Origin of the sequence: Bradyrhizobium sp. 172, from assembly GCF_023101065.1 — a bacterium.
In the GTDB taxonomy this organism is placed as follows: domain Bacteria; phylum Pseudomonadota; class Alphaproteobacteria; order Rhizobiales; family Xanthobacteraceae; genus Bradyrhizobium; species Bradyrhizobium canariense_D.
In genome coordinates, this window is the sequence record NZ_CP064701.1 from 5,920,332 (window position 1) to 5,941,587 (window position 21,256).

General features: G+C 65.2%; 20 protein-coding genes. 11 read left to right on the forward strand and 9 right to left on the reverse strand.

Annotated features, from left to right (window positions below; all coding sequences use genetic code 11):
• Positions 1-16: 16 nt before the first annotated feature.
• On the forward strand, positions 17-1,210 hold the full coding sequence (locus tag IVB07_RS28480; protein WP_018458818.1) for a CoA transferase: 1,194 nt from the start codon (positions 17-19) through the stop codon (positions 1,208-1,210).
• A 12-nt stretch (positions 1,211-1,222) separates the two neighbouring features.
• Here IVB07_RS28480 and IVB07_RS28485 read toward each other — a convergent pair whose 3' ends face one another.
• Positions 1,223-1,978, reverse strand: a complete 756-nt coding sequence (locus tag IVB07_RS28485; protein ID WP_026233667.1) for an SOS response-associated peptidase — start codon at positions 1,976-1,978, stop codon at positions 1,223-1,225.
• Positions 1,979-2,041: 63 nt separating this feature from the next.
• Here IVB07_RS28485 and IVB07_RS28490 point away from each other — a divergent pair, with 63 nt between their 5' ends.
• The 4 genes from IVB07_RS28490 (at position 2,042) to IVB07_RS28505 (ending at position 3,829) form a co-directional block, all read left to right on the forward strand.
• On the forward strand, positions 2,042-2,542 hold the full coding sequence (locus IVB07_RS28490; protein WP_085352590.1) for a hypothetical protein: 501 nt from the start codon (positions 2,042-2,044) through the stop codon (positions 2,540-2,542).
• A gap of 18 nt (positions 2,543-2,560) precedes the next feature.
• On the forward strand, positions 2,561-2,995 hold the full coding sequence (locus tag IVB07_RS28495) for an NUDIX hydrolase (protein WP_018458821.1): 435 nt from the start codon (positions 2,561-2,563) through the stop codon (positions 2,993-2,995).
• A 47-nt stretch (positions 2,996-3,042) separates the two neighbouring features.
• Complete coding sequence (locus tag IVB07_RS28500; protein ID WP_007607220.1) at positions 3,043-3,420, forward strand: TIGR02301 family protein; 378 nt, start codon at positions 3,043-3,045, stop codon at positions 3,418-3,420.
• A 142-nt stretch (positions 3,421-3,562) separates the two neighbouring features.
• A complete protein-coding gene (locus tag IVB07_RS28505) occupies positions 3,563-3,829 on the forward strand; it encodes a hypothetical protein (protein ID WP_007594892.1) in 267 nt (88 codons plus the stop codon).
• A gap of 92 nt (positions 3,830-3,921) precedes the next feature.
• Here the strand turns inward: IVB07_RS28505 and IVB07_RS28510 are convergent, their stop codons facing one another.
• The 5 genes from IVB07_RS28510 to IVB07_RS28530 all read right to left on the reverse strand — a co-directional run bounded on the left by IVB07_RS28510 (position 3,922) and on the right by IVB07_RS28530 (position 7,890).
• Entirely contained in the window at positions 3,922-4,239 is a 318-nt protein-coding gene (locus IVB07_RS28510; protein ID WP_018458822.1) for a cupredoxin domain-containing protein, read from the reverse strand.
• 10 nt (positions 4,240-4,249) lie between these two features.
• A complete protein-coding gene (locus IVB07_RS28515) occupies positions 4,250-4,783 on the reverse strand; it encodes a DUF4142 domain-containing protein (RefSeq protein WP_018458823.1) in 534 nt (177 codons plus the stop codon).
• A gap of 90 nt (positions 4,784-4,873) precedes the next feature.
• The gene (locus IVB07_RS28520; protein ID WP_026233669.1) at positions 4,874-5,578 is read right to left on the reverse strand and encodes an RNA polymerase sigma factor; all 705 of its coding nucleotides are present in this window, start codon (positions 5,576-5,578) and stop codon (positions 4,874-4,876) included.
• Positions 5,579-5,682: 104 nt separating this feature from the next.
• Positions 5,683-6,552: a sulfurtransferase gene (locus tag IVB07_RS28525; protein WP_018458825.1), complete on the reverse strand. Its 870-nt coding sequence runs from the start codon at positions 6,550-6,552 to the stop codon at positions 5,683-5,685.
• On the reverse strand, positions 6,553-7,890 hold the full coding sequence (locus IVB07_RS28530) for a dihydroorotase (protein WP_018458826.1): 1,338 nt from the start codon (positions 7,888-7,890) through the stop codon (positions 6,553-6,555). It abuts the gene before it with no gap.
• Between the two features lie 101 nt (positions 7,891-7,991).
• Here IVB07_RS28530 and IVB07_RS28535 point away from each other — a divergent pair, with 101 nt between their 5' ends.
• The 6 genes from IVB07_RS28535 to IVB07_RS28560 all read left to right on the forward strand — a co-directional run bounded on the left by IVB07_RS28535 (position 7,992) and on the right by IVB07_RS28560 (position 14,690).
• Positions 7,992-8,873, forward strand: a complete 882-nt coding sequence (locus IVB07_RS28535) for a folate-binding protein YgfZ (protein WP_018458827.1) — start codon at positions 7,992-7,994, stop codon at positions 8,871-8,873.
• The gene (locus tag IVB07_RS28540; protein ID WP_085361347.1) at positions 8,870-9,496 is read left to right on the forward strand and encodes a DNA-3-methyladenine glycosylase I; all 627 of its coding nucleotides are present in this window, start codon (positions 8,870-8,872) and stop codon (positions 9,494-9,496) included. Before IVB07_RS28535 ends, IVB07_RS28540 begins: the two co-directional genes overlap by 4 nt.
• Entirely contained in the window at positions 9,493-10,107 is a 615-nt protein-coding gene (locus IVB07_RS28545; protein ID WP_247766780.1) for an HD family hydrolase, read from the forward strand. The genes IVB07_RS28540 and IVB07_RS28545 overlap by 4 nt, the downstream gene beginning before the upstream one ends.
• Positions 10,108-10,251: 144 nt before the next feature.
• Positions 10,252-10,758, forward strand: a complete 507-nt coding sequence (locus tag IVB07_RS28550; protein ID WP_007607206.1) for a protein-tyrosine phosphatase family protein — start codon at positions 10,252-10,254, stop codon at positions 10,756-10,758.
• A 205-nt stretch (positions 10,759-10,963) separates the two neighbouring features.
• Positions 10,964-11,932, forward strand: coding sequence for an NAD regulator (locus IVB07_RS28555; protein ID WP_247363573.1), 969 nt, complete (start codon positions 10,964-10,966; stop codon positions 11,930-11,932).
• Positions 11,933-11,981: 49 nt separating this feature from the next.
• A complete protein-coding gene (locus IVB07_RS28560) occupies positions 11,982-14,690 on the forward strand; it encodes a DUF2339 domain-containing protein (RefSeq protein ID WP_247363575.1) in 2,709 nt (902 codons plus the stop codon).
• A 3-nt stretch (positions 14,691-14,693) separates the two neighbouring features.
• Here IVB07_RS28560 and IVB07_RS28565 read toward each other — a convergent pair whose 3' ends face one another.
• The 3 genes from IVB07_RS28565 to IVB07_RS28575 form a co-directional block, all read right to left on the reverse strand.
• Positions 14,694-16,382: a methyl-accepting chemotaxis protein gene (locus IVB07_RS28565; RefSeq protein ID WP_018458833.1), complete on the reverse strand. Its 1,689-nt coding sequence runs from the start codon at positions 16,380-16,382 to the stop codon at positions 14,694-14,696.
• Between the two features lie 281 nt (positions 16,383-16,663).
• On the reverse strand, positions 16,664-18,634 hold the full coding sequence (locus tag IVB07_RS28570) for a HAMP domain-containing methyl-accepting chemotaxis protein (protein ID WP_247766781.1): 1,971 nt from the start codon (positions 18,632-18,634) through the stop codon (positions 16,664-16,666).
• A gap of 206 nt (positions 18,635-18,840) precedes the next feature.
• Positions 18,841-20,997 carry a methyl-accepting chemotaxis protein gene (locus IVB07_RS28575; RefSeq protein WP_247374553.1) on the reverse strand — a complete coding sequence of 719 codons (2,157 nt, stop codon included), beginning with the start codon at positions 20,995-20,997 and terminating at the stop codon, positions 18,841-18,843.
• Between the last annotated feature and the right edge of the window lie 259 nt (positions 20,998-21,256).

Sequence of the window (21,256 nt, forward strand, 5' to 3'; positions counted from 1 at the left end):
AAACAGGGAGAGCGACGTGACGCGACCGTTCGAGGGCGTGAAGATCCTGGACTTCACGCAAGTGCTGGCCGGCCCCTATGCGAGCTACCAGCTCGCGCTACTGGGCGCCGACGTCGTCAAGGTCGAGCGGCGCGAGGGCGAGGACATGCGCCGCACGCCGCTGTCACGCGAATGGGCGGAGCGCGGGCTCGCGCCCGCGTTCCAGGCCATCAACGGCAACAAGCGCAGCCTGACGCTCGACCTGCAAAAGCCCGATGCGATCGCGATCGTGAAGAAGCTCGCCGCGCAAGTCGACGTCGTCATGGAGAATTTCCGCCCCGGCGTGATGGACAAGCTCGGCATCGGCTACGAGGCGCTGTCCGCGATCAATCCGAAGCTGATCTACTGCGCGGTGTCCGGCTTCGGCCAGACCGGTCCGGACCGGCTGCGCCCCGGCTATGACGGCAAGATGCAGGCGCTGTCCGGCATCATGGCGATCACGGGTCATCCCGAGACTGGGCCGACCCGCGCCGGCTTTGCGGTGTGCGACGTGCTGTCGGGCGCCACCGCTGCGTTCGGCGTGTCGAGCGCGCTTTACCAGCGCGACCGCACCGGCAAGGGCCAGCTCATCGACGTCTCCATGCTGGAGGCGACGATGGCGTTCCTGTCGGGGCAGATCGCGGACTGGTCGGTCGCGGGCCATCGCCAGCAGCTGTCGGGGAATCAGGCCGTCAGCCGCAGGACCACGGCGAATTTGTTTAGATGCGGCGACGGTCACATCCTGCTCGCCGTCAACAACGAGAAGCAATATCGCGCACTGATGTCTGCGCTCGGCCGCGAGGACACGCTCAGCGATCCGCGCTTTGCCGACTGGTTTGCGCGCAACGAGAACGAGCCGGCGCTGCGCGCCATCATCGAAGAGGCGCTCGCGGCAAGGCCTGCGCGCGAATGGGAGACCATTCTGGAAGACGCCGGCGCGCCCTGCGCCAGCATCTGGAAGGTCGAGGAAGTCATCGACCATCCGCAGATCAAGGCGCGCGGCGCGATCCAGGAACTCGATACGCCCTACGGCCGGCTTCGTTTCGCCGGCAGCGGATTCAAGCTCGCGCATGGCGGCGGCAGGCTCGACCGGATGGCGCCGGAGCTCGGCGCGGATACGGATGCGGTGCTGGGCGAGCTGGGATTTGACGCAGCGGAGATCGCAGCACTACGGGCGCGGGAGATCGTGTAAGGGCGAAGCCGCTTAAAACAACGACCCCTGCCCGTCATCAGCCGGCCCGGCCGCCGCTTTCCGCACCACCTTCTTCTTCGGCGCCTCCGCCTCCATGTCCTCCGCGCTGATCGGCAGGAGCAACTGGTCGTCGTCATTGGCGACGCGGTTGACGCGGGTGGAGACCGGGTGCCAGGCGAATTCGCCGATGCGCGGGGCGGTCATCAGCGGCAACACCGCATCGAGGTCATCGCTGCGGCTGTCGAGCCAGCGCTCGAAATCGCGCGGGCTGATGGTGACGGGCACGCGATCATGGAGCGTGGCGAGATCCTCGCTCGCCGCCGCCGTGACGATCGCGACCGTGTCGAGCTCCTCGCCGTTCGGCCCGACCCAGGTCTCGAACACCGCTGCAAAGCCGAGCGGCGCGCCGTCGGCGCGATGGATGAAGAACGGCTGCTTGCGCCCACCCTCCGCCTTCCATTCGTAATAGCCGTCGGCCGGAATCAGGCCGCGGCGCCGGCGAATCGCGTTCTTGAAAGCGGGCTTCTCCAGCACGGTCTCGGAACGGGCATTGATCAGGAGCGAAAATCCCTTGGGATCCTTGACCCAACCCGGCAGCAAACCCCAGCGCATCAGGCGAAAATGGCGCGCGCCGTTCTCGGCCAGCACGACCGGAATCGGTTGTGTCGGGGCCACATTGAACCGGGGCGGGAAGTTCGGCTGCTCAATGTAGCCGAACAGTTGCCGCAAAGCCGCGGGGGCCGAAGTTATGACGAAGCGTCCACACATCCTTGAGGGCCTATATAGGGTCCGTTCAGGTCCTTTTAACCCCGAACGTTAACACTGCGGCAGATGAGCTCAACGGTCTCCCAGCCGGCGCGAATGCATGGACAGACGGGGCCCGAGGCTGCAGCCTGGGCCGAGCGGCTGCGCGTGGCCAACATCAACCCGCGGACCGGGCTTGCCACCGACTATCTCAACCATTTCAATGAAGCCGTGATGCTGCTGGAAATGGTCCCCGACATGCCGGAATGCGCGGAAGATTTTCTGACCTGGTCGCCGCTGTCCTATGCCGAGCATTTCACCGCCTCGAACTTCAAGGCCCGGGATCTGGCGATCGAGGCCTATGAAAAGGCCGACCCGAACGTGCGCGCCCAGTTCGACCACCTCACCGACACCATGACCTCGATCCTGACGGCGGTCGGCTCGGCCATGCGCGAGGTCGAGAAGGACACGACCCGCGTTCGCCTCGCCGAGCAGGCCGCCCACTGGGTCAAGCCGCTGATCGCGGCCTGCGGCGGCATCATCAATGGCGGCGCGGAAGCCGACGTCGACAACATCATGGCGAACTGAGCCCGAGCAGGTGAAGTCATGGCTGCGATCGTTCAGCCCACCCGTCCCCAGATCGCGGTCAGTGCCGCGATTTTTCGTGACGGCAAGGTGCTTCTGACCCGTCGCGCACGCTCGCCGGCAAAGGGGTTCTATTCGCTGCCGGGCGGCCGGGTCGAGTTCGGCGAATCGCTGCACCAGGCGCTGGCGCGCGAGATCGACGAGGAGACCGGGCTAGATATCGAAATCATTGGCCTCGCGGGCTGGCGCGAAGTGCTGCCGGCCGCGGCCGGCGCCGGCCACTACCTGATCATGTCCTTTGCCGCCCGCTGGGTGGCCCGGGAGCCGGTTCTCAACGACGAGCTCGACGACTGCCGCTGGATCGCCCCAAAGGCCCTGGCGAGCCTTGGCGACCTCAAGCTGACCGGCGGGCTGGAAGAGGTCATCCAGTCCGCTCACCGGCTGATGGGCGCCTGACGGCCCCGCCTTGCGTCTATCGCCCCGAGGAGGCATACACCCGGCCGATGTCGACGCGATTTCTGGCCATTTTTGCCCTGATTCTCGCCTGCGCCTCGGTGCCCACGAGGGCTCAGGACGGGGCAGCGCCGTTTGACGGCGATTTGCAGCGACTGGCGGAGATCCTCGGCGGGCTGCACTATCTGCGCGGCATCTGCGGGTCCAACGAGGGCAACAAATGGCGCAGCGAGATGCAGGCGCTGATCGATGCCGAAACCCCCGCCGGCGAACGCCGCACCCGCATGATCGCCGGCTTCAACCGCGGCTATAACGGTTTTCAGCAGACCTACCGGAGCTGCACGCCGGCCGCGACGGTGGCGATCCGCCGCTATATCGAGGAAGGCGCCAAGATCTCGCGCGATCTCACGGCGCGTTACGCGAACTGAGACAGCGGCGGGAACCCTGTCATCGACTTTGTACACAGCCGTTAACCGTTCCTAAAGATGTGGCCTAGCGGGCGTTAACGTGCGTGCTACACCTCTCGCACAGCGCATCGCCGTGGATTGCGCCCCAGCCCCGACGAGTTTCATGAGCCATCCAGTGTCCTACGCTCCCGCACGCGCGCCGCTGCCCGATCACGAGCAGAAGCAGGCCGCACTGAGTTATCTCAACGAGGCCTGGGCCGAAGCGCGCCATGATGGCGTCGACGGCGACTGCCTGGCGCAGGCGAGCCTGTTTGCGGCCCTTGCCGAGCTCGTCGGCACCTATGGCGAGGACGCGGTGGCGAAGTTCGTCGAAGGCTTTCCCGGCCGCATCCGCAACGGCGAATTCTCGGTCGACATTTCCAGACAGTAAGTCTTTCTCCAGGCAGTAAGCCTTGCCGAAAATGACCCCGCCACGTAGGCGGGGCCAGCTTCCGCTACGGTCGGGAATACGCTCCGAGCCCGTTACGGCTCGATCTTGAGCGTCGCTTTCATGTTGGGATGAAAGCGACAGTAATAATCGATCGTGCCCGCCTTCTTCAGAACCAACGTCCCTGATTTTTTCGCCGGCAGGTTGACGTCGAAATCGCCGTTCCTGGCTGTCGCGGTGTGGACGAAGACGTCCTTGTTGATCCATTCAATGGTGTCGCCGACCTTGGCCGAAGCGTCTTTCGGCGACACTTCGAGATTCTCCATCGTGATCTCGATGGTCGCAGCGTGCGCCGGGACGGCCACCGCCACGAGCAGGACCGCTGTCGCGATCGCGGACAATCGTCCCAGCATCATCGCCTCCCTATTTCAGCTCCGCCGCGACGTGCTCGGCGTGCTGCTGATGGCCCTGGAAGATTTTCAGGCCGGTCTGCAGCAGGCTCTTCAGTTCGGCATTGCTGGCGGACGGAATGAGCTGGGTTTCCAGCGCGCCGTTGACCGTCTTGTGGTAGGCGACCTCGTTCGCGACATAGGCCTTGTCGAAGGCCGCACCGCTCAGCTTGTCCAGTTCGGCGAGCTTCTCGCTCGCCTGCTTTGACAGCGCTTTGCTGGTGTCGTTGTCTTCAGGCGTGACGTTCAGCTTCTTGACCAGCGCGAGCGCCTGCTTGTTGACGGCCTCGTGGTCGCGCAGCATGTCCTCGGCAAACGCCTTCACGTCCTTGATCTTGGCTTTCTTCTGCGCCTGCTTGGCTGCGTTGATGTCGATCACGCCCGCGGTGTAGGCGATGTGGGCGATCTGCGGATCGGTCAGCTTGTCGGCTGCTCTGGCGCCTTGCAGCAGCGCGGGGCTCGACAACAAAATTGCAGCGGCGATCGCCGTGGTCCAACGAACGAACATGGTTTGACACTCCTGTGGTGCCGGACGTTTTGCCGGCGCGTTGCTTCACAGGCGTTGGATGGAATTCTCGCGCAAACGTTCCCGAAAAATTCAGCCGCCGATGCCAAGCCGCTTCAGCACTGACACGGTCAGCCGCTCGCAGCGCCACCCGGCGAACGGGAACGCATCCATCACCACCGGACCGATCTCCTTTTCGACGTTCTCGCGCAGCATGGTCCGCGCACGGTGCAGCCGCGTCTTCACGGTCTCGGGCTTGACGCCGAGCAGCTCGGCGGTCTCCTCGATGTTCATCCCTTCCATGACGCGGGCGACGAAGACCATGCGGAAGACATCCGGTAATTCATCGATGGCGCGCTCGACGACGCGCTGGATTTCACGTTGGGCCATGGTCCTTTCCGGATCGCCTGGGGGAGAAGCGGGAAATTTGATGATCTGCGCCTCGAGCGTCGCTTCGGGCACCGAGCCGAGCTCGACCTGCGGCCTGGCGCTTCGCGCCCGGCCAAGTGCCTCGTTGATGGCGATGCGCGACAGCCACGTCGACAGTCCGGACTCGCCGCGGAATCCGTCGAGATGGGTGAAAGCGCGGACATAGGTTTCCTGAACGACATCCTCGGCTTCGCTGTCGCTGCGCAGAATTCCGCGCGCCAGACGATAGAGCCTGCGGTTGTTGGCCTGCATGATCTCGCGCAGCGCGGCCTCGTCATGGCCCCGCGCCCGCTCGACCAGTTCGGCTTCCAATGTCCTGATTTCTGAAGTCTTGGCGCCGGCGGACAGGCCGGCTGCGATCCGTGGCATGGCGGTCACCTGCTCGTTTGGCTTCATTCCGGACATTGGATGCCGCCCCAAGGGAAAGGTTCCCAACTTTCTGTCCCTCCCCTGGGGAGGGGCCAAGGAATGTCCTAATCCGTCTCGATCGGCAGCGCCGGATCCTTCGCCCACTCCCCCATCGAGGCATCGTACAGCGTCAGCTTGTCGTAGCCGAGTTGCGTCAGCAGCATCAGGTCGATCGTCGCCGAGATGCCGCCGCCGCAATACAGGATCACATTCTTGTCGCGGGTGACGCCTGCCGCGTCGAATTTGGCCTCGGCATCGGCGAGCGTCGTCAGCGTCTTGTCCGCATTGACGAGCGCTGCCGCTGATACGTTGACGCTGCCGGGAACGCGGCCGGGCCGCCCGTAGCGGCTCGGCTCGAGGCCGCGATGAAACTGGGGACCGAGCGCGTTGACGATAACAGTCGCGGGATCTCCGAGCCGTGCCTTGACCGCATTCTTGTCGACGAAGAAGCCTGCGCGCGGTGTGGCCTTGAAGGTCGTGGCCGGATAGCCCTTCGGGGCGCCTGTTAAGACCGGCCGTCCCTCGTCCTTCCATTTGTCGAGGCCACCGTCGAGCACCCGCGCCTCAACGCCGAGCGAGCGCAGCATCCACCAGAACCGCGTCGACCACATCATGGTGCCGATGCTGTAGAGCACGACGGATTTGGATGCATCGAGGCCGTGGCGGCCGAAGGCGGCCTCCAGCTGGGCCACATCAGGCATCATGAAGAATTGCTGCGCAGAGGCGTCGGAGAACTCGCCTTGCAGGTCGAGAAAATCGGCCCCCGGAATATGGCCGGCCTCGAACGTCTTATCGCCCGGCACGGCGCGATAGGGCACATCGCTGCCTGGCGGCACCGGCTCGTTGTAGGTCGTGCAGTCGTAGAGGCGCAGGTTGGGATCGCCGAGCTGGGCTGCAAGTTGCTCGGTGGTGATGAGGGGTGTCGGTTCGGTCATTCACTCCTCCCTCAGCGTCTCCAGAAACCGCACCGGCTCACCTTGCGCGGCCGTCACGAGCTCGCCCTGCCACATCACGCGGCGGCCGCGGATGAAGGTGCCTACGGGCCAGCCGGTGACGCGCAACCCGTCATAGGGGGTCCAGCCGGCCTTGGACGCGACCCATTTGTTGGTGATGGTCTCGCTGCGCTTGAGATCGACGACGGTGAAGTCGGCGTCATAGCCGGCGGCGATCCGCCCCTTGCAGGCCATGTTGTAGAGGCGCGCGGGGCCGGCGCTGGTGAGATCGACGAAACGCGCCAGCGACAGCCGACCCGCATTGACGTGGTCGAGCATGAGCGGCACCAGCGTCTGCACGCCGGTCATGCCGGAGGGCGAGGCCGGATAGGTCTTCTGTTTCTCTTCCAGCGTATGCGGGGCGTGGTCCGAGCCGAGCACGTCGATGATGCCCTGCTCGATGCCGCGCCAGATCCCGGCGCGGTGATCGGCGCCGCGCACCGGCGGGTTCATCTGGGCCAGCGTGCCGAGCCGCTCGTAGCATTCGGGCGCAACCAGCGTGAGATGATGCGGCGTCGCCTCGCAGGAGGCGACGTCCTTGTGGTCGCGCAAAAATTCGATCTCTTCCTTGGTCGAGATATGCAGCACGTGGATGCGCTTGCCGGTCTCGTGTGCGAGCTTCACCAGCCGCTGCGTCGCCATCAGCGCGGCGGTCTCGTCGCGCCACACCGGGTGCGAGCGCGTGTCGCCCTCGATACGCAGCGATTTGCGGTCGTTGAGGCGGTATTCGTCCTCGGCGTGGAACGCCGCGCGGCGCCGGATCACCTGGAAGATGCGGCGCAGGCTTTCGTCATCCTCCACCAAGAGCGCGCCGGTCGAGGAGCCGATGAACACCTTGACGCCGGCGCAGCCGGGCGCACGCTCCAGCACCGGCAGGTCCTGCACATTCTCGCGGGTGCCGCCGATGAAGAAGGCGAAGTCGCAATGCATGCGGTGATGGGCGCGCTTCACCTTGTCGGTGAAGGTGGCCTCCGTCACGGTCAACGGCGCGGTGTTTGGCATCTCGAACACGGCGGTGACGCCGCCCATTACGGCGCTGCGCGAGCCGGTCTCGAGGTCTTCCTTCTGCTCCAGCCCGGGCTCGCGGAAATGCACCTGCGTATCCATCACGCCGGGCAGGATGTGCAGGCCCTTGCAGTCGATCACTTCCGCGGCGGAAGCCTGCGACAGCGCGCCGATCTCGGCAATGCGACCGTTGACGACGCCGACATCGCGGGTCCCCTCGCCGTCCTGGTTGACGACAGTGCCGCCCTTGAGGATCACGTCGAAACGCTGGGTCATGGCTGAAGGCCTCTCTCGTCCCCAAGCGCGGGGCTTGAGGTCTTGTCGTTTTTGCCTTGCGGGCTTACGTTCCGGAGCAACATGTCGCAAGAGATTTTCGTATGAAATCAGCGTTTCTTCCGGACCGGGGCGTGATCAAGGTCGCGGGCGAGGATGCGCGCAACTTCCTCAATGGCCTCGTCACGACCGATGTCGACAAGCTGAAGCCGGGCCTGGGCCGATTCGGCGCGCTGCTGACGCCGCAGGGCAAGATCATCGTGGATTTCCTGATCACGGAAGCGCCTGCCGGCCATGGCGGCGGGTTCCTGATCGATTGCCCGAAGCCGCTTGCCGACGGCCTCGCCACCAAGCTGAAATTCTACAAGCTGCGCGCCAAGGTCACGGTGGAAAACCTGTCCGAGGATCTCGGCGTGCTCGCGGCCTGGGACGGCAAGCCTGCGGCCCAGCCCGACCTCGCCTTCGCCGATCCGCGCAATGAAGACCTCGGCTATCGCATCCTGATCCCTCAAGACCTCCAACAGAAGCTGTCCGATCTGATCGGCGCCGAACTCGTCGACGCCGCCGCATACGAGGCCCACCGCATCGCGCTCGGCGTGCCGCGAGGCGGGCTCGATTTCACCTACAGCGATGCGTTCCCGCACGAGACCAACATGGACCGCCTTTCCGGCGTCGATTTCGACAAGGGCTGCTATGTCGGCCAGGAGGTCGTCTCGCGCATGCAGCATCGGGGCACCGCGCGCACCCGCAGCGTGAAGGTGCTGCTCGAGGATTTCTCGCCTGAGCCCGGCGTCAGCGTCATGGCCGGCGATAAGCCGGTCGGCACGATGGGCTCGTCGGCGAAAGGAAAGGGTATCGCGCTGGTGCGCATCGACCGCGTCGCCGATGCGCTCGATGCGGGACAGGCGCTGACTGCCGGTGGGCTCGCTGTGAGGCTTGCGGAACCAGACGTCGTGCGCATTCCAACGAAGCAACCCATCGCATGAGCCGTGCCCCTCGCCTGCATCCCGACGGAAAGACGCGTTGCCCCTGGCCCGGCGAAGATCCGCTTTACGTCGCCTATCACGATACTGAATGGGGCGTGCCGGAATATGACGACCGCGCGCTCTATGAGAAGCTGATCCTCGACGGTTTCCAGGCCGGCTTGTCCTGGATCACGATCCTGCGCAAGCGCGACAATTTTCGCAAAGCCTTCGACGATTTCCAGCCGGAAAAGATCGCACGCTACAACGAGAAGAAGGTTCACGCGCTGATGAACGATGCCGGCATCGTGCGCAACAAGGCCAAGATCGACGGCGCGATATCAAGCGCGAAATCCTATCTCGCCATCATGGAGAAGGGCCCCGGCTTCTCGAAATTCCTGTGGGACTTCATGGACGGAAGGCCCAAGGTCAATCATTTCAAGACCACCGCGAGCGTGCCTGCCTCGACGCCGCTCTCCATGCAGATCTCCAAGGAGCTGGCCTCGCGCGGCTTCAAATTCGTCGGCCCGACCATCGTCTATGCCTTCATGGAGGCGACCGGCATGGTCAACGATCATCTCGTCGACTGCCATTGTCACGCGAGCTGCGGCAAGTCGCAGCGCAAGCCGCGCCTCAAGGCCAAATGAGCGCGAAGAAGACGGACCGCGGCGCCGACACCCGCGCCTGGCAACGCATGCTGTCGGGCCGGCGGCTCGATTTGCTCGATCCCTCCCCGCTCGATATCGAGATCGCCGACGTCGCGCATGGGCTGGCGCGTGTTGCCCGCTGGAACGGCCAGACCATCGGCGCACACATCTTCTCTGTCGCGCAGCATACGCTGCTGGTCGAAACCGTGATGCGGCACGAGAATCCCCGCGTGGATCAGCGCATGCGGCTTGCCGCGCTGCTGCATGACGCGCCCGAATATGTGATCGGCGACATGATCTCGCCGTTCAAGGCCGTGCTCGACGGTCATTACAAGGCGGTCGAGAAACGTCTGCTCGGCGCGATTCACATCCGCTTTGGCCTGCCGCCGGTACTGCCGGACGAGATCACGCTGGCGATCAAGGCCGCCGATCGCGGCGCGGCCTATCTGGAGGCAACGATGCTTGCCGGCTTCAGCGAGAGCGAGGCCAAGCGCCTGTTCGGCAAGGATCCCGGCCTGTCCGACAGCGTCCGGCGCGACTATCTCACCCCCTGGACGGCTGCCCGGGCCGAGAAGCAGTTTCTGGAGCGGTTTGGCGCCGTGTTTGCGTGATCGTTGTCGTGGGTTAGAGTCCTGCAGGGCGGGCAAAGGGGCCCTTGCCGCCCACTGTTTTGCGCAATGAGACGAAAGTGGTGGGTACGCTTCGCTTTGCCCACCCCGCCAACGCTCGCTATAATCTGCGGAAAAAGGTCCGCCATGATCCACGTCTGCTCCCTCGCCGCCCTTCCCGAAACCGTCCGCCTCACCAAGGCCAGCCACGTGCTGACCGTGATGGCCAATGTCGAACAGGTGGCGCGGCCGGTGTCGGTGCTGCCGGCCAACCATCTCAAGGTGTCGATGGACGACATCACCGAGGAGATGGACGGCTTCGTCGCGCCGTCGGAAACGCATATCGAGCAGGTGCTGAACTTCGTGCGCGGCTGGGACCGCGATGCGCCGCTGGTGGTGCATTGCTATGCCGGCATCAGCCGCTCCACCGCGAGCGCCTTTGCCGCCGTGTGCGCACTCAATCCGAATCGCGACGAGACCGAGATCGCGAAGAAGATCCGGGCGGCGTCCCCGATCGCCTCACCGAACCGCCGCATCGTCGGCCTTGCCGACCGTGCGCTGGGGCGCAACGGCCGCATGCTGCGCGCACTCGACGAGATGGGCCCGGGCGCGATGATGGTCGAGGGCCGCCCCTTCGTGATCGAGCTCGAATGACAGTTGCGCACCACAGCACAGGTGTGCCCCCTCTCCCGCTTGCGAGCAGAGCAATCGCATGCGAGCCTTTACGCAGACGCCTCCACATCGTCATGGCCGGGCTTGTCCCGGCCATCCACGACCTTTGCTGCGGCACGAAGAACGTGGATGCCCGGGACAAGCCCGGGCATGACCAGTTCACGGCCGCACCGGCGATCGCCATCGCATGAGCGAAAAGCTGCTGACGCCGATCGAGATCGGCCTGACCGCCGCGATCGTCGCGATCGAGGATCACGAACCGCTGATCCTCACCGCGCGCGACAGTGACGGCCTGGCCGGCCTGCCGTTCGGCCCGTTCGATGCGCCTAGCCATCGCACTTTCGAGATCGGGCTGCGGGCGTGGGTCGAGAAACAGACGGGCCTGCGGCTCGGCTATGTCGAGCAGCTCTACACGTTCGGCGATCGCGGCCGGCATGCCGAGGCTGGCGACACCGGCGCGCACATGGTGTCGATCGGCTATCTCGCACTGACGCGCGCCTTCGGCGGCGAACTGGCAGCCACGAGTGCGAGCTTCGCGCCGTGGTATCGCTTCCTGCCTTGGGAGGACTGGCGCGAGGGGCCGCCCGCGATCATCGCGGACGACATCATCCCGGCATTGACCGGCTGGGCCGAAGAGGAGACGCCGGAGACGACGCGCGCATTGCCGCGCAAGGATCGGATGCGGTTCTATTTCGGTCTCGACGGCGCGTCCTGGGACGAGGAGCGCGTGCTCGACCGCTACGAGCTCCTGTACGAGGCAGGGCTGGTCGAGGAAGCGCGGCGCGATGGTCGCCCTGCGGCATTAGCGCGCAAGGCGCTGTCCGCGCTCGGCACATCCATGCGCTTCGACCACCGCCGGATTCTTGCGACAGCGGTCGCGCGACTGCGTGCAAAACTGAAGTATCGTCCTGTGGTCTTTGAACTTTTGCCCGCCGAGTTCACACTTACCGAATTGCAGTATACGGTGGAGGCGATCTCCGGCCGACACCTGCACAAACAAAATTTCCGCCGCCTGGTCGAAATGGAAGCCCTGGTCGAACCGACCGGGGTGATGTCGACACAGACGGGCGGACGTCCGGCGGCGCTCTACCGCTTCCGTCGCGACGTGCTTCAGGAGCGACCCGCGCCGGGCTTGCGCGTACGCTCCCGGCGCTAACCCGAGATATGCGTGATCGGCCCCTGCCCGCCGGTTGCCTGGAGGCTTTATGTCTGACGGCCCGTTTGACGTCTTCGCGCTGATCATTGCGATCATCGCCTTCATCATCGCGATCAAGGCTTCCAGCCAGGCGGCTGAACTGCGACGACGGCTAAGCTCGCTCGAAGAGATGTTCCGCGCGCAACGGCCCGTGCAGCCGCCGCTGATCCCCGCAGATGTGTGGGCTGACGCGCCCCCCACAACTTCCGCAGCGCCGCCGCCGCTTGTGCCCCAAGCCGAAGCCAGAGCCGAGGCGCCGCCCCCGCTCGTCACCGAAGATATTTCACCGCCTCCGCTCGAAGCGAGCACCGAGGCCGACGCGACGCCGCCGCTGCCCGCACCCGCGCCCGGGTTCGAGGAACGGCTCGGCACGCGCTGGGTAGTCTGGATCGGCGGCCTGGCGCTCGCGCTCGGCGGCTTCTTCATGGTGCGCTATTCGATCGAGGCTGGCCTCCTTGGCCCCGGCGTGCGCGTGTTCCTTGGCGGCGTATTCGCGCTGGCGCTGCTGGGCGCCGGCGAATGGTCACGGCGCAAGGAGAGCATCTCCAACATCGCCGCGCTGCCGATCGCCAACATTCCCGCTATCCTCACCGCAGCCGGTACGGCGGTGGCATTTGCGACCATCTACGCGGCGTACGCGCTCTATGGCTTCCTCGTGCCCGCGACCGCCTTCGTGCTGCTCGGCCTCGTCGCGCTCGGCACGCTGGCTGCCGCGCTCCTGCACGGACCCGCGCTCGCCGGCCTCGGCGTGGTCGGCGCCTTCGTGACGCCGATCCTCGTCTCCAGCGACAAGCCGGACTATTGGGCGCTCTACATCTATCTCGCCATCGTCACCGCCGCGAGCTTCGGCCTTGCCCGTATCCGGCTGTGGCGTTGGCTTGCGGTCACGACAATCGCCTTCGCCGTGCTCTGGATCTTTCCGGGGCTCGATGCCGGCGACCTGCAGGTCGCGCCGCACGCTTTCCATGTGATCGCAGGGTTCGTTCTTGCCGCTCTTCTCGTGGTCTGCGGCTTCATGTTCGGCCCGACGATCGAGGACGGTGAGATCGAGCCGGTCTCGTCGGGCTCACTCGGTGCCTATCTGTTCGGCGCGATGTTGATCGTGCTGTCGAGCGCGCATGCGGATCTGGCGCTGATCGCCTTCACGCTGCTGGTCGGCGCGACGCTGCTGGTCGCCTGGCGCGCGCCTGCGGCGACCGGCGCACTCGGTGCCGCCGCCGCGACCGTCTTCGTCGTGTTCGCCGAATGGGCGGTGCGCGCCAATCCCGACATGCTCGTGCTGCCGAGCGGTCCCATGGCCGGCATCGCACCGACGGCGATCGATAGCGCGGTGACGCTGCATCTGGTGATGGCGGCGATCTTCGCCGCCGGCTTCGGCATCGCGGGCTTCCTCGCGCAGGGACGTTCGAACTCGGCGATCATTCCGGTGGTGTGGTCGGTCGCGGGGGTCGCGACGCCGATCGCGATCCTGGTCGCGCTCTACGCACGCATCGCGCATCTCGATCGCTCGATCCCGTTCGCCATCCTCGCGGTGCTGCTCGCCGCCGCCTTCGGCGCCGCCACCGAAGCGCTTGCGCGCCGCGAGACCCGGCCGGGCGCCATGATCTCCACGGCCTTGTTCGCGACCGGCACGCTCGGTGCGCTGGCGCTGGCGCTGACGTTTGCGCTGGAGAAGGGCTGGCTCACGATCGCACTGGCGCTGATGTCGCTCGGCACCGCCTGGATCTCGATGCAGCGGCCGATCCCGTTCCTGCGCTGGCTGGCCGCGATCTTCGCAGGCCTCGTCACCGCTCGGATCGGCTATGACCCGCGCATCGTCGGCGACGCCGTCGGAACCACGCCGATCTTCAACTGGCTGTTGTGGGGCTACGGCCTGCCGGCGGCATCGTTCTGGGCGGCGAGCCTGTTCCTGCGCCGCCGCGGCGACGACGCCCCGCTGCGCATGGTCGAGAGCGCCGCGATCCTGTTCACCGCGCTGCTCGCCTTCATGGAGATCCGCCATTTTGCGACCGGCGGCGACGTGACGTCGGCGCCGTCGCTGCTCGAATGCGCGCTCCAGGCCTGCGTGACGCTCGCCATGGCGATCGGGCTGGAGCGCCTGCGGCTGCGCAGCCGCAGCGTCGTGCACAATGTCGGCGCGGTGGTGCTCACGGTGATCGCCGGGCTCGTCAGCGTGTTCGGTCTCTTGATCCTGGAGAACCCGCTGCTGTGGCGCACCGACGTCGGCGGCGCCGTGTTCAACCTGCTGCTGCTCGGCTACGCGCTGCCGGCAGTGCTGATGCTGCTCTTGTCCTATGCCGTGGCCGGCGAACGCGGCAAGGCCTACGCCAACACGATTGCAGGCGGCGCGCTGCTGTTCGCGCTGATCTATGTCACGCTGGAGATCCGCCGCTTCCATCACGGCCCGATCCTCTCCTCCGGGGCGACGACGGGCGCCGAGCAATATACCTATTCGATCGGCTGGCTCGGCTTCGGCGTGGTGCTGCTCGGCGTCGGCATTCTCGTCAAGTCGGAGCGGGCGCGGCTGGCATCGGCCGTCGTGATCGCGTTGACGATCCTCAAGGCCTTCGTCATCGACATGTCGACGCTGACGGGCGTCTACCGCGCGCTATCGTTCATGTGCCTCGGCATCGTGCTGGTCGCGATCGGCTGGCTCTACCAGCGTATCCTGTTCCGGCGGCAGATCGCACCGCCGCCGGCTCCGCAGACGAGCACGTGAGCGTCAGGCCGCGCGAACCGATTCCAGGAACTGCGCGACCTCGACCTTGAGACGGGTGCTGTCGGTCGCCAGCGATTTCGCCGCCGACAATACCTCGGTCGAAGCCTCGCCGGTCTCGATCGCACCGCGCTGCACGTTGGTGATGTTCGACGAGACCTCCTGCGTGCCGACCGAGGCCTGCTGCACGTTACGCGAGATTTCCTGCGTGGCCGCGCCCTGCTCCTCGACGGCGGCGGCAATGGCCGCAGCCACCTCGGAGAGCCGCTCGATGGTGCCGCCGATCTCCTGGATGGCACTGACCGATTCCTGCGTCGCCGCCTGGATACCCGAGACCTGCGCCCCGATCTCACCGGTCGCTTTCGCGGTCTGCTCGGCCAGCGCCTTGACCTCGGAGGCGACGACCGCGAATCCGCGGCCCGCATCGCCGGCACGCGCGGCCTCGATGGTCGCGTTCAGCGCCAGCAGATTGGTCTGGCCCGCGATGGTGTTGATGAGCTCGACGACGTCGCCGATGCGGGACGCCGCCTGCGACAGCGCATTGACACGGTCGTTGGTCCGCGCCGCTTGCTCGACGGCCTCCGCCGCCATCCGCGCCGAATCCTGCACGCGGCGGCTGATCTCGGTGATGGAGGACGACAGCTCCTCCGAAGCGGATGCCACCGCCTGGACGTTGGTCGAGGCTTCCTCGGAGGCGGCTGCGACGACGGTCGCGAGTTCCTGTCCGCGCTGCGCGGTGTTGGTCAGCGTCGAGGCGGAGGCCTCGAGCTCGGTCGAGGCCGAGGAGACGGTCCCGACCACCTCGCCGATCATGGCTTCGAACTTGCGGGTGATGGCATCGACGCGGCGACCGCGTTCGATCTTGACTTCGGCGTCGCGCGCAGCGGCCTCGTCGGCGGCCTTCTTGGCGATCAGCGCCTCCTTGAAGATCTGCAGCGCATCTGCCATCGAACCGATTTCGGTCTTCTCGCCGCGATGCGGAACGTCGGCCGAGAGGTCGCCCTCGCCGAGGGACTGCATCGGGCGGATGATTGAGGCAATGCCGCGAGAAACGTCGCGCACGAGGTAATAGGCGGCGCCGATCGCGATCACGACCGAGAGCACGATGATGCCGACCAGCACGCGGAAGATCATGGCGTAGCTGTCGGCGGCCTGCTTCGTCTCAAGCTCGGCGCCCCGGTTGTTGAGTTCGATGCCCTTCTGAAGCAGGGGATCGGCGGCCTGGGCCATCTTCGCAACCTTGGTCTGCAGCAGCTCGTTGGCGTCGGCCGGGAAACGGCCAACGCCCTTGCGCGACAGTGCCATCACGTCCTGCACGCCGTTCAGATACTCGGCCCACGCCGTGCTCCATTGCCCATAGAGCGAGCGCTCCTCGGCCGAAGTGATCAGCGGCTCGTAGACCTTGCGGGTCTGGTCGATGCGCGCGCGCAGCGAGGCCAAGCGCTTCTCGGCGGCGTCCTTTCCCTCAACGCTGTCCTGCATCAGATGCAGACGGAGCGCGACGCGCAGCTCGTTGATGTCGGCGCGAAGCGAGCCGAGCGCGCGCACGCTGGGCAGCCAACTCTCCGCGATCTCGACCGTATGGGAATTGATGTTCTGCATGGTGCCGATCGCCGTCACGCCAACGCCGGCGAGCGAAAGGACCAGGACCGACAACACGGCCAGAAGCTTGAAGACGATCGACAATTTCGACATCACGACAAATCCCGATGTTACCTGGCAACGCGCAAATTGTCCGCGCCGCAAACCGCCACGAAGATGGCGAGACGGAGGTCAGTTCAACAATGCTGGCTGGTTCTTGTCCCGTGAGATTGCACACATAGTCGCAAGCAGGCGTTAACAGGGCCCTACGTAAAATTACGGGACAGCGCTGACGGTCGTTATTTCTCCTGCAACCAACTGTGCAGCTGCACAGCCACCTGATGCTGCGACGCGACCTGTCCACTTGCGACGCAATGTGCGGAAGGCGACGGCTGTCACGCCGCCCGTACCGAATCCAGGAAGCGCGCGACCTCGCTCTTCAGCCGATGGCTCTCCTGCGACAGCGATTGCGCAGCCGAATGCACCTGCGCCGAGGCCGCCCCGGTTTCGCCTGCGCCACGCTGGACATCGCCGATATTCGCCGAGACTTCGGAGGTGCCATTCGCGGCGTGCTGGATGTTGCGGGAGATCTCTTGCGTGGCGGCACCCTGTTCCTCGACCGCGGCGGCGATGGTTGACGAGATCTCCGACATCCGCGCGATGGTGTCGCCGATCTCCTTGATCGCACCGGCGGAATCTTCCGTCGCGGTCTGGATCGCGCCGATGTGCTGGCCGATCTCGCCCGTGGCCTTCGCAGTCTGCTCGGCGAGCGCCTTCACTTCGGAAGCGACCACGGCAAAGCCGCGGCCGGCCTCGCCGGCACGCGCCGCCTCGATCGTCGCGTTGAGCGCCAGCAGGTTGGTCTGGGCGGCGATGGTGTTGATCAGTTCGACCACGTCGCCGATGCGGGCGGCGGCCTTCGACAGTTCGGCGACGCGTGCATTGGTGCGCTGGGCCTGCCCGACCGCCACGTCGGCGACACGGGCCGATTCCTGCACCTGACGGCTGATCTCGGAGATCGAGGAGGTCATTTCCTCGCTCGCTGCAGACACCGACTGCACGTTCGCGGAGGCCTCTTCGGAGGCGGCCGCCACGACCGTGGCAAGCCCGTTGCCGCGCTCGGCAGCCTGCGTCAGCGTATTTGACGAGGCCTCCAGCTCGGTTGCCGCCGACGAAACAGTATCGATGATCTCGCCGACCGCGCCTTCGAAAGTATCGGCGAGCCGGTGCATGTCGGCCTTGCGCTGCTGGCGCCCGCGCGCCTCAGCTTCGACCTGCTCGGTGCGCAGCCGCTCGGCCTCCGCCATATTGGTCCTGAACACCTCGACGGCACCGGCCATCTCGCCGATCTCGTCTTTGCGCCCGATGCCCGGAACGGATATCGAAAGCTCGCCGCGCGCAAGCCGCGTCATCGCGCCGACCATGCCGGCAAGCGCCTTCGAGATCGAACGTCCCAGAAGGAAGCCCACCGCGGCGAGCACGACGACGGCAATGGCGAAGGCGACCATCATCCACATGCGCACGGCATCGCGGGTCGCAGCTTCCGCAACGTCGGCCTTCCTGTAGAGGTCTTCGACTGTGTTGCGCACCTCGATCATGCTCGGTTCTAACCCACGGAACGTTTTCATCATGCTGGCGTCGAGGGCCGCAGTTTGCTGCGCCGTCTCCACCCACGCCGTGAACTCGGATTGATATTTCTGCAGCTTGGCTGTGATGTCGTTCATCACTGCCGTAGGGATTGCGACGACCTCTATCGCCTTGGAGAATTCGACCGCGGCCTTCTTCATCTCGGCGATGTATTTTGGGTCGCGCCGCAGCATGAAGTCCTTCTCGTGCCGGCGCATCATCAGCATCCAGCTCGTGGACCTGGGATCGTCGATCTCCTTGAGCTTGGCCTCAATGTCGTGCACGGCGGCGCGGAGCGAGCCGGAGAGGCCCAGAGTCTCGTTTAAGCCGAGCCGGGTCTCCGCGGCCACCAATGCGCCGAAGTCCGACGCGTATCGCTTGAAGCCGTCCTGGGCCTGCTTCATCCGGTCGGACAGCGCGCCCAAGCCGCCGGCCGACATCAGCCGCTCCACCTCGTCGAAGTCGCGATTGATCGGCACGATCAATTCGGCATGTGCCTTGGCGTAGCTCTCGTTGCGGCGCTGCTGAAAGTTCTTCTCGTTGCGGCGGGCCTCCAGCATCTCGATCGAGAGCTGCTTGTCGAGGTCAGCGATCGCACGAGCGCGGTTGGCAATCTCGCGGGAGGCGTCCTGGGAGAGACTGCCGATCTCGTAGATCGCGCCGAAGGCGACGAGACCCAACAATCCGAACAGTCCGATCGCCATGACCTTATGGGTGAGACGAATGGAAGGGCCACTCATGGAATGTGCTCCAATACGATTGATACGCAATACGAGGAGGGCGACTCGGCACCCGGAATATTGCGGGGATCATGACTGCATCGGTTTTCCGGAAGGTTAACCGTGCGGCTCATCGCGCCGCGACATCCAACTGCGAACGCATGCGAACCACCGCGCGTCTTCGCGCGGCGGTTGTAGTCGATCGATGATTGGTGACGGCGACCGCGTCATGCTGCGCGCACGGTATCGAGGAAGTTGCCGACCTCGAGCTTGAGGCGGTTGCTGTCGCCAGAGAGCGACTGGGCCGCCGCCAGCACCTGCGACGACGCCGAGCCGGTCTCGTTCGCGCCGCGCTGCACATCGGTGATGTTGGCCGAGACCTGATGGGTGCCTTCCGCCGCCTGCTGCACGTTGCGGGAGATTTCCTGTGTCGCCGCGCCCTGCTCTTCCACGGCAGCCGCGATGGTAGAGGAAATCTCCGAGAGCTTCTCGATAGTGCCGCTGATGTCCTTGATTGCGCCGACCGAATGCTCGGTCGCGGTCTGGATGCTGGCGATCTGCTGCCCGATCTCGCCAGTGGCCTTTGCGGTCTGTTCGGCGAGTGCCTTGACCTCGGAGGCCACAACCGCAAAGCCGCGACCGGCTTCGCCGGCGCGCGCGGCCTCGATGGTCGCGTTGAGCGCCAGGAGATTGGTCTGACCCGCGATGGTGTTGATCAGTTCGACCACGTCGCCGATCCGCGTCGCCGCCCTGGACAATTTGCTGACGCGCTCAGTGGTGACACGCGCTTGGCCGACAGCTTCGTTGGCCACGCGGGCCGATTCCTGCACCTGCCTGCTGATCTCGGTGATAGAAGACGACAGCTCCTCGGTGGCCGACGCCACCGCTTGCACGTTGGTGGACGCCTCCTCGGAGGCCGCAGCAACCATGGTCGTGAGCTGCTGCCCTCGCTCCGCGGTCGATGTGAGGGTCGACGCCGAGGCTTCGAGCTCGGTCGCTGCCGAGGAGACGGTGTCGACGATCTCCCCGATCGCGGCTTCGAAGCCGTCGGCCAGCTTCCGCATCTCCGCCTTGCGCTGCTCGGCTGCCCGGCTCTCGGCCGCAGCGTGATCGCCGCGCATGCGTTCGACTTCGAGGCCGTTTTGCTTGAAGACTTCAACGGTCCGCGCCATCTCGCCGACCTCGTCACCTCGGCAGGTGCCAGGCACGACCGTCGTGAAGTCGCCATTGGCGAGCCCACGCATCGCAACCGAAATGGCTGAAAGCGGCTTGAGGATCCGGCCAAAGGTGATCCAGAAACTGAGGCCAGCGAGCATCACCGAGGCGCAGAGCAACACAACTGTGAAAACAAAATTACGAGTGCTGACCTCTGCCTGCATCGTGGCTTCGCGGTCAGCGGCCGCGCCAATGGCTTCACCGAGCTTCAGCACTGCATTGATGCCGGCGGTGGCCCGCGTGAAGTACTCGGGTCCCGTGATTCTGTAGTCCCCGCCTTCGCCACCGGCGAGCACAGTCACCCGCGTTTCACCGTAGGCACCAAAATAGGATTTCTCGACCTCCGTCATCGCCTCGCCGATCTGCAGGGCGAGGTCCGAACGCAGCCGCACCGGCAATACCGTGTCCCATGCGAGTTCGACCTTGGCCCGCAGCGCCGAAAGGCGCTCATAGCCCTCCATCCCGAGCTTCGCGCGCGCACCGACGACCCCAGCCAGCAGGGCCCGCTCCCTTCCAGCATTCTCGACCATCTGAGCTGTCAGATGTCGCAAGCCGATGAGCTGGGCCAGCCTTGCCACGGGCGGGCTGGTGAGTGTTTCGAGCGTCAGCCGCAAGCGGTTGCTCGCGACGTCGATCACCTCCGTAATCGTTGGCGCGAAGCCATCTACGAGGTCAGGCTCGCGTTCGACGCGCGAGCGCGACATTCCCGCGTCGGCTTTCTCACGCAGGAGACGCAGCGCCTCGAATTTCGTCGCTGCGTCCGCAATCTGTCTTTGCCCCGCCGTCATTTCGGAAATCGCGCTGATATCGAGGACGGCTTGGCGAAAGGCCTCGTCGGCCGTCGCGCGCGCCTTTGCGATTTCCGCACGGCGCTCGGCACTGACGACATCAGGAGACTTCAGCACGGCGTTGGTCAGCCCGCGTTCAATCGCCCAATGTCCTGCGCTGCGCAGCAGCAGTTGCGCAACTGCATTGACCTTCAGGAATGCCTCGGACTCTCGCCTCTTGAGGACGGCCTCATAGGCGATGAATCCGGCCGAGGCCAACCCAAGAACGACCAGGGCAGAGATGATGATCGGCAAGATCGTGCCGATCCGAACATGTCCGAGCCGACTCCACGCGCTGGCGGACTGAGTTCGGACCTGCTGATGATGAGCAGGGCTCAACATGGTACGTTTCCCCCAAAGGAAACACGCAGCCAAGTCCTTGCCGGCTGCATGGACGTTGATCGCCCTTGCCGGAGAATCTATTCCTTAGGGTTACTCATTCTGGTTAACGGGAGGGCTCGGAGAAATACTGAGATTTCAACCCAAACAGTTGAAATGGAAGAGATAATCTCGCCAGAAAGTTGTAAATTTCAGCTTGAGGTCGCCACTGTTTGCTTTTGCAGCCGACGTTCGCCGAAGTCATGCGCGAGACGTTCGCGGC

Excerpts from the sequence above, each read along its gene's own strand:
- IVB07_RS28485 (WP_026233667.1), bottom strand. The coding sequence starts at position 1,978 with ATGTGTGGACGCTTCGTCATAACTTCGGCCCCCGCGGCTTTGCGGCAA.
- IVB07_RS28490 (WP_085352590.1), top strand. The coding sequence starts at position 2,042 with ATGAGCTCAACGGTCTCCCAGCCGGCGCGAATGCATGGACAGACGGGG.
- IVB07_RS28495 (WP_018458821.1), top strand. The coding sequence starts at position 2,561 with ATGGCTGCGATCGTTCAGCCCACCCGTCCCCAGATCGCGGTCAGTGCC.
- IVB07_RS28500 (WP_007607220.1), top strand. The coding sequence starts at position 3,043 with ATGTCGACGCGATTTCTGGCCATTTTTGCCCTGATTCTCGCCTGCGCC.
- IVB07_RS28505 (WP_007594892.1), top strand. The coding sequence starts at position 3,563 with ATGAGCCATCCAGTGTCCTACGCTCCCGCACGCGCGCCGCTGCCCGAT.
- IVB07_RS28510 (WP_018458822.1), bottom strand. The coding sequence starts at position 4,239 with ATGCTGGGACGATTGTCCGCGATCGCGACAGCGGTCCTGCTCGTGGCG.
- IVB07_RS28515 (WP_018458823.1), bottom strand. The coding sequence starts at position 4,783 with ATGTTCGTTCGTTGGACCACGGCGATCGCCGCTGCAATTTTGTTGTCG.
- IVB07_RS28520 (WP_026233669.1), bottom strand. The coding sequence starts at position 5,578 with ATGCCACGGATCGCAGCCGGCCTGTCCGCCGGCGCCAAGACTTCAGAA.
- IVB07_RS28525 (WP_018458825.1), bottom strand. The coding sequence starts at position 6,552 with ATGACCGAACCGACACCCCTCATCACCACCGAGCAACTTGCAGCCCAG.
- IVB07_RS28530 (WP_018458826.1), bottom strand. The coding sequence starts at position 7,890 with ATGACCCAGCGTTTCGACGTGATCCTCAAGGGCGGCACTGTCGTCAAC.
- IVB07_RS28535 (WP_018458827.1), top strand. The coding sequence starts at position 7,992 with ATGAAATCAGCGTTTCTTCCGGACCGGGGCGTGATCAAGGTCGCGGGC.
- IVB07_RS28540 (WP_085361347.1), top strand. The coding sequence starts at position 8,870 with ATGAGCCGTGCCCCTCGCCTGCATCCCGACGGAAAGACGCGTTGCCCC.
- IVB07_RS28545 (WP_247766780.1), top strand. The coding sequence starts at position 9,493 with ATGAGCGCGAAGAAGACGGACCGCGGCGCCGACACCCGCGCCTGGCAA.
- IVB07_RS28550 (WP_007607206.1), top strand. The coding sequence starts at position 10,252 with ATGATCCACGTCTGCTCCCTCGCCGCCCTTCCCGAAACCGTCCGCCTC.
- IVB07_RS28555 (WP_247363573.1), top strand. The coding sequence starts at position 10,964 with ATGAGCGAAAAGCTGCTGACGCCGATCGAGATCGGCCTGACCGCCGCG.
- IVB07_RS28560 (WP_247363575.1), top strand. The coding sequence starts at position 11,982 with ATGTCTGACGGCCCGTTTGACGTCTTCGCGCTGATCATTGCGATCATC.
- IVB07_RS28565 (WP_018458833.1), bottom strand. The coding sequence starts at position 16,382 with ATGTCGAAATTGTCGATCGTCTTCAAGCTTCTGGCCGTGTTGTCGGTC.
- IVB07_RS28570 (WP_247766781.1), bottom strand. The coding sequence starts at position 18,634 with ATGAGTGGCCCTTCCATTCGTCTCACCCATAAGGTCATGGCGATCGGA.
- IVB07_RS28575 (WP_247374553.1), bottom strand. The coding sequence starts at position 20,997 with ATGTTGAGCCCTGCTCATCATCAGCAGGTCCGAACTCAGTCCGCCAGC.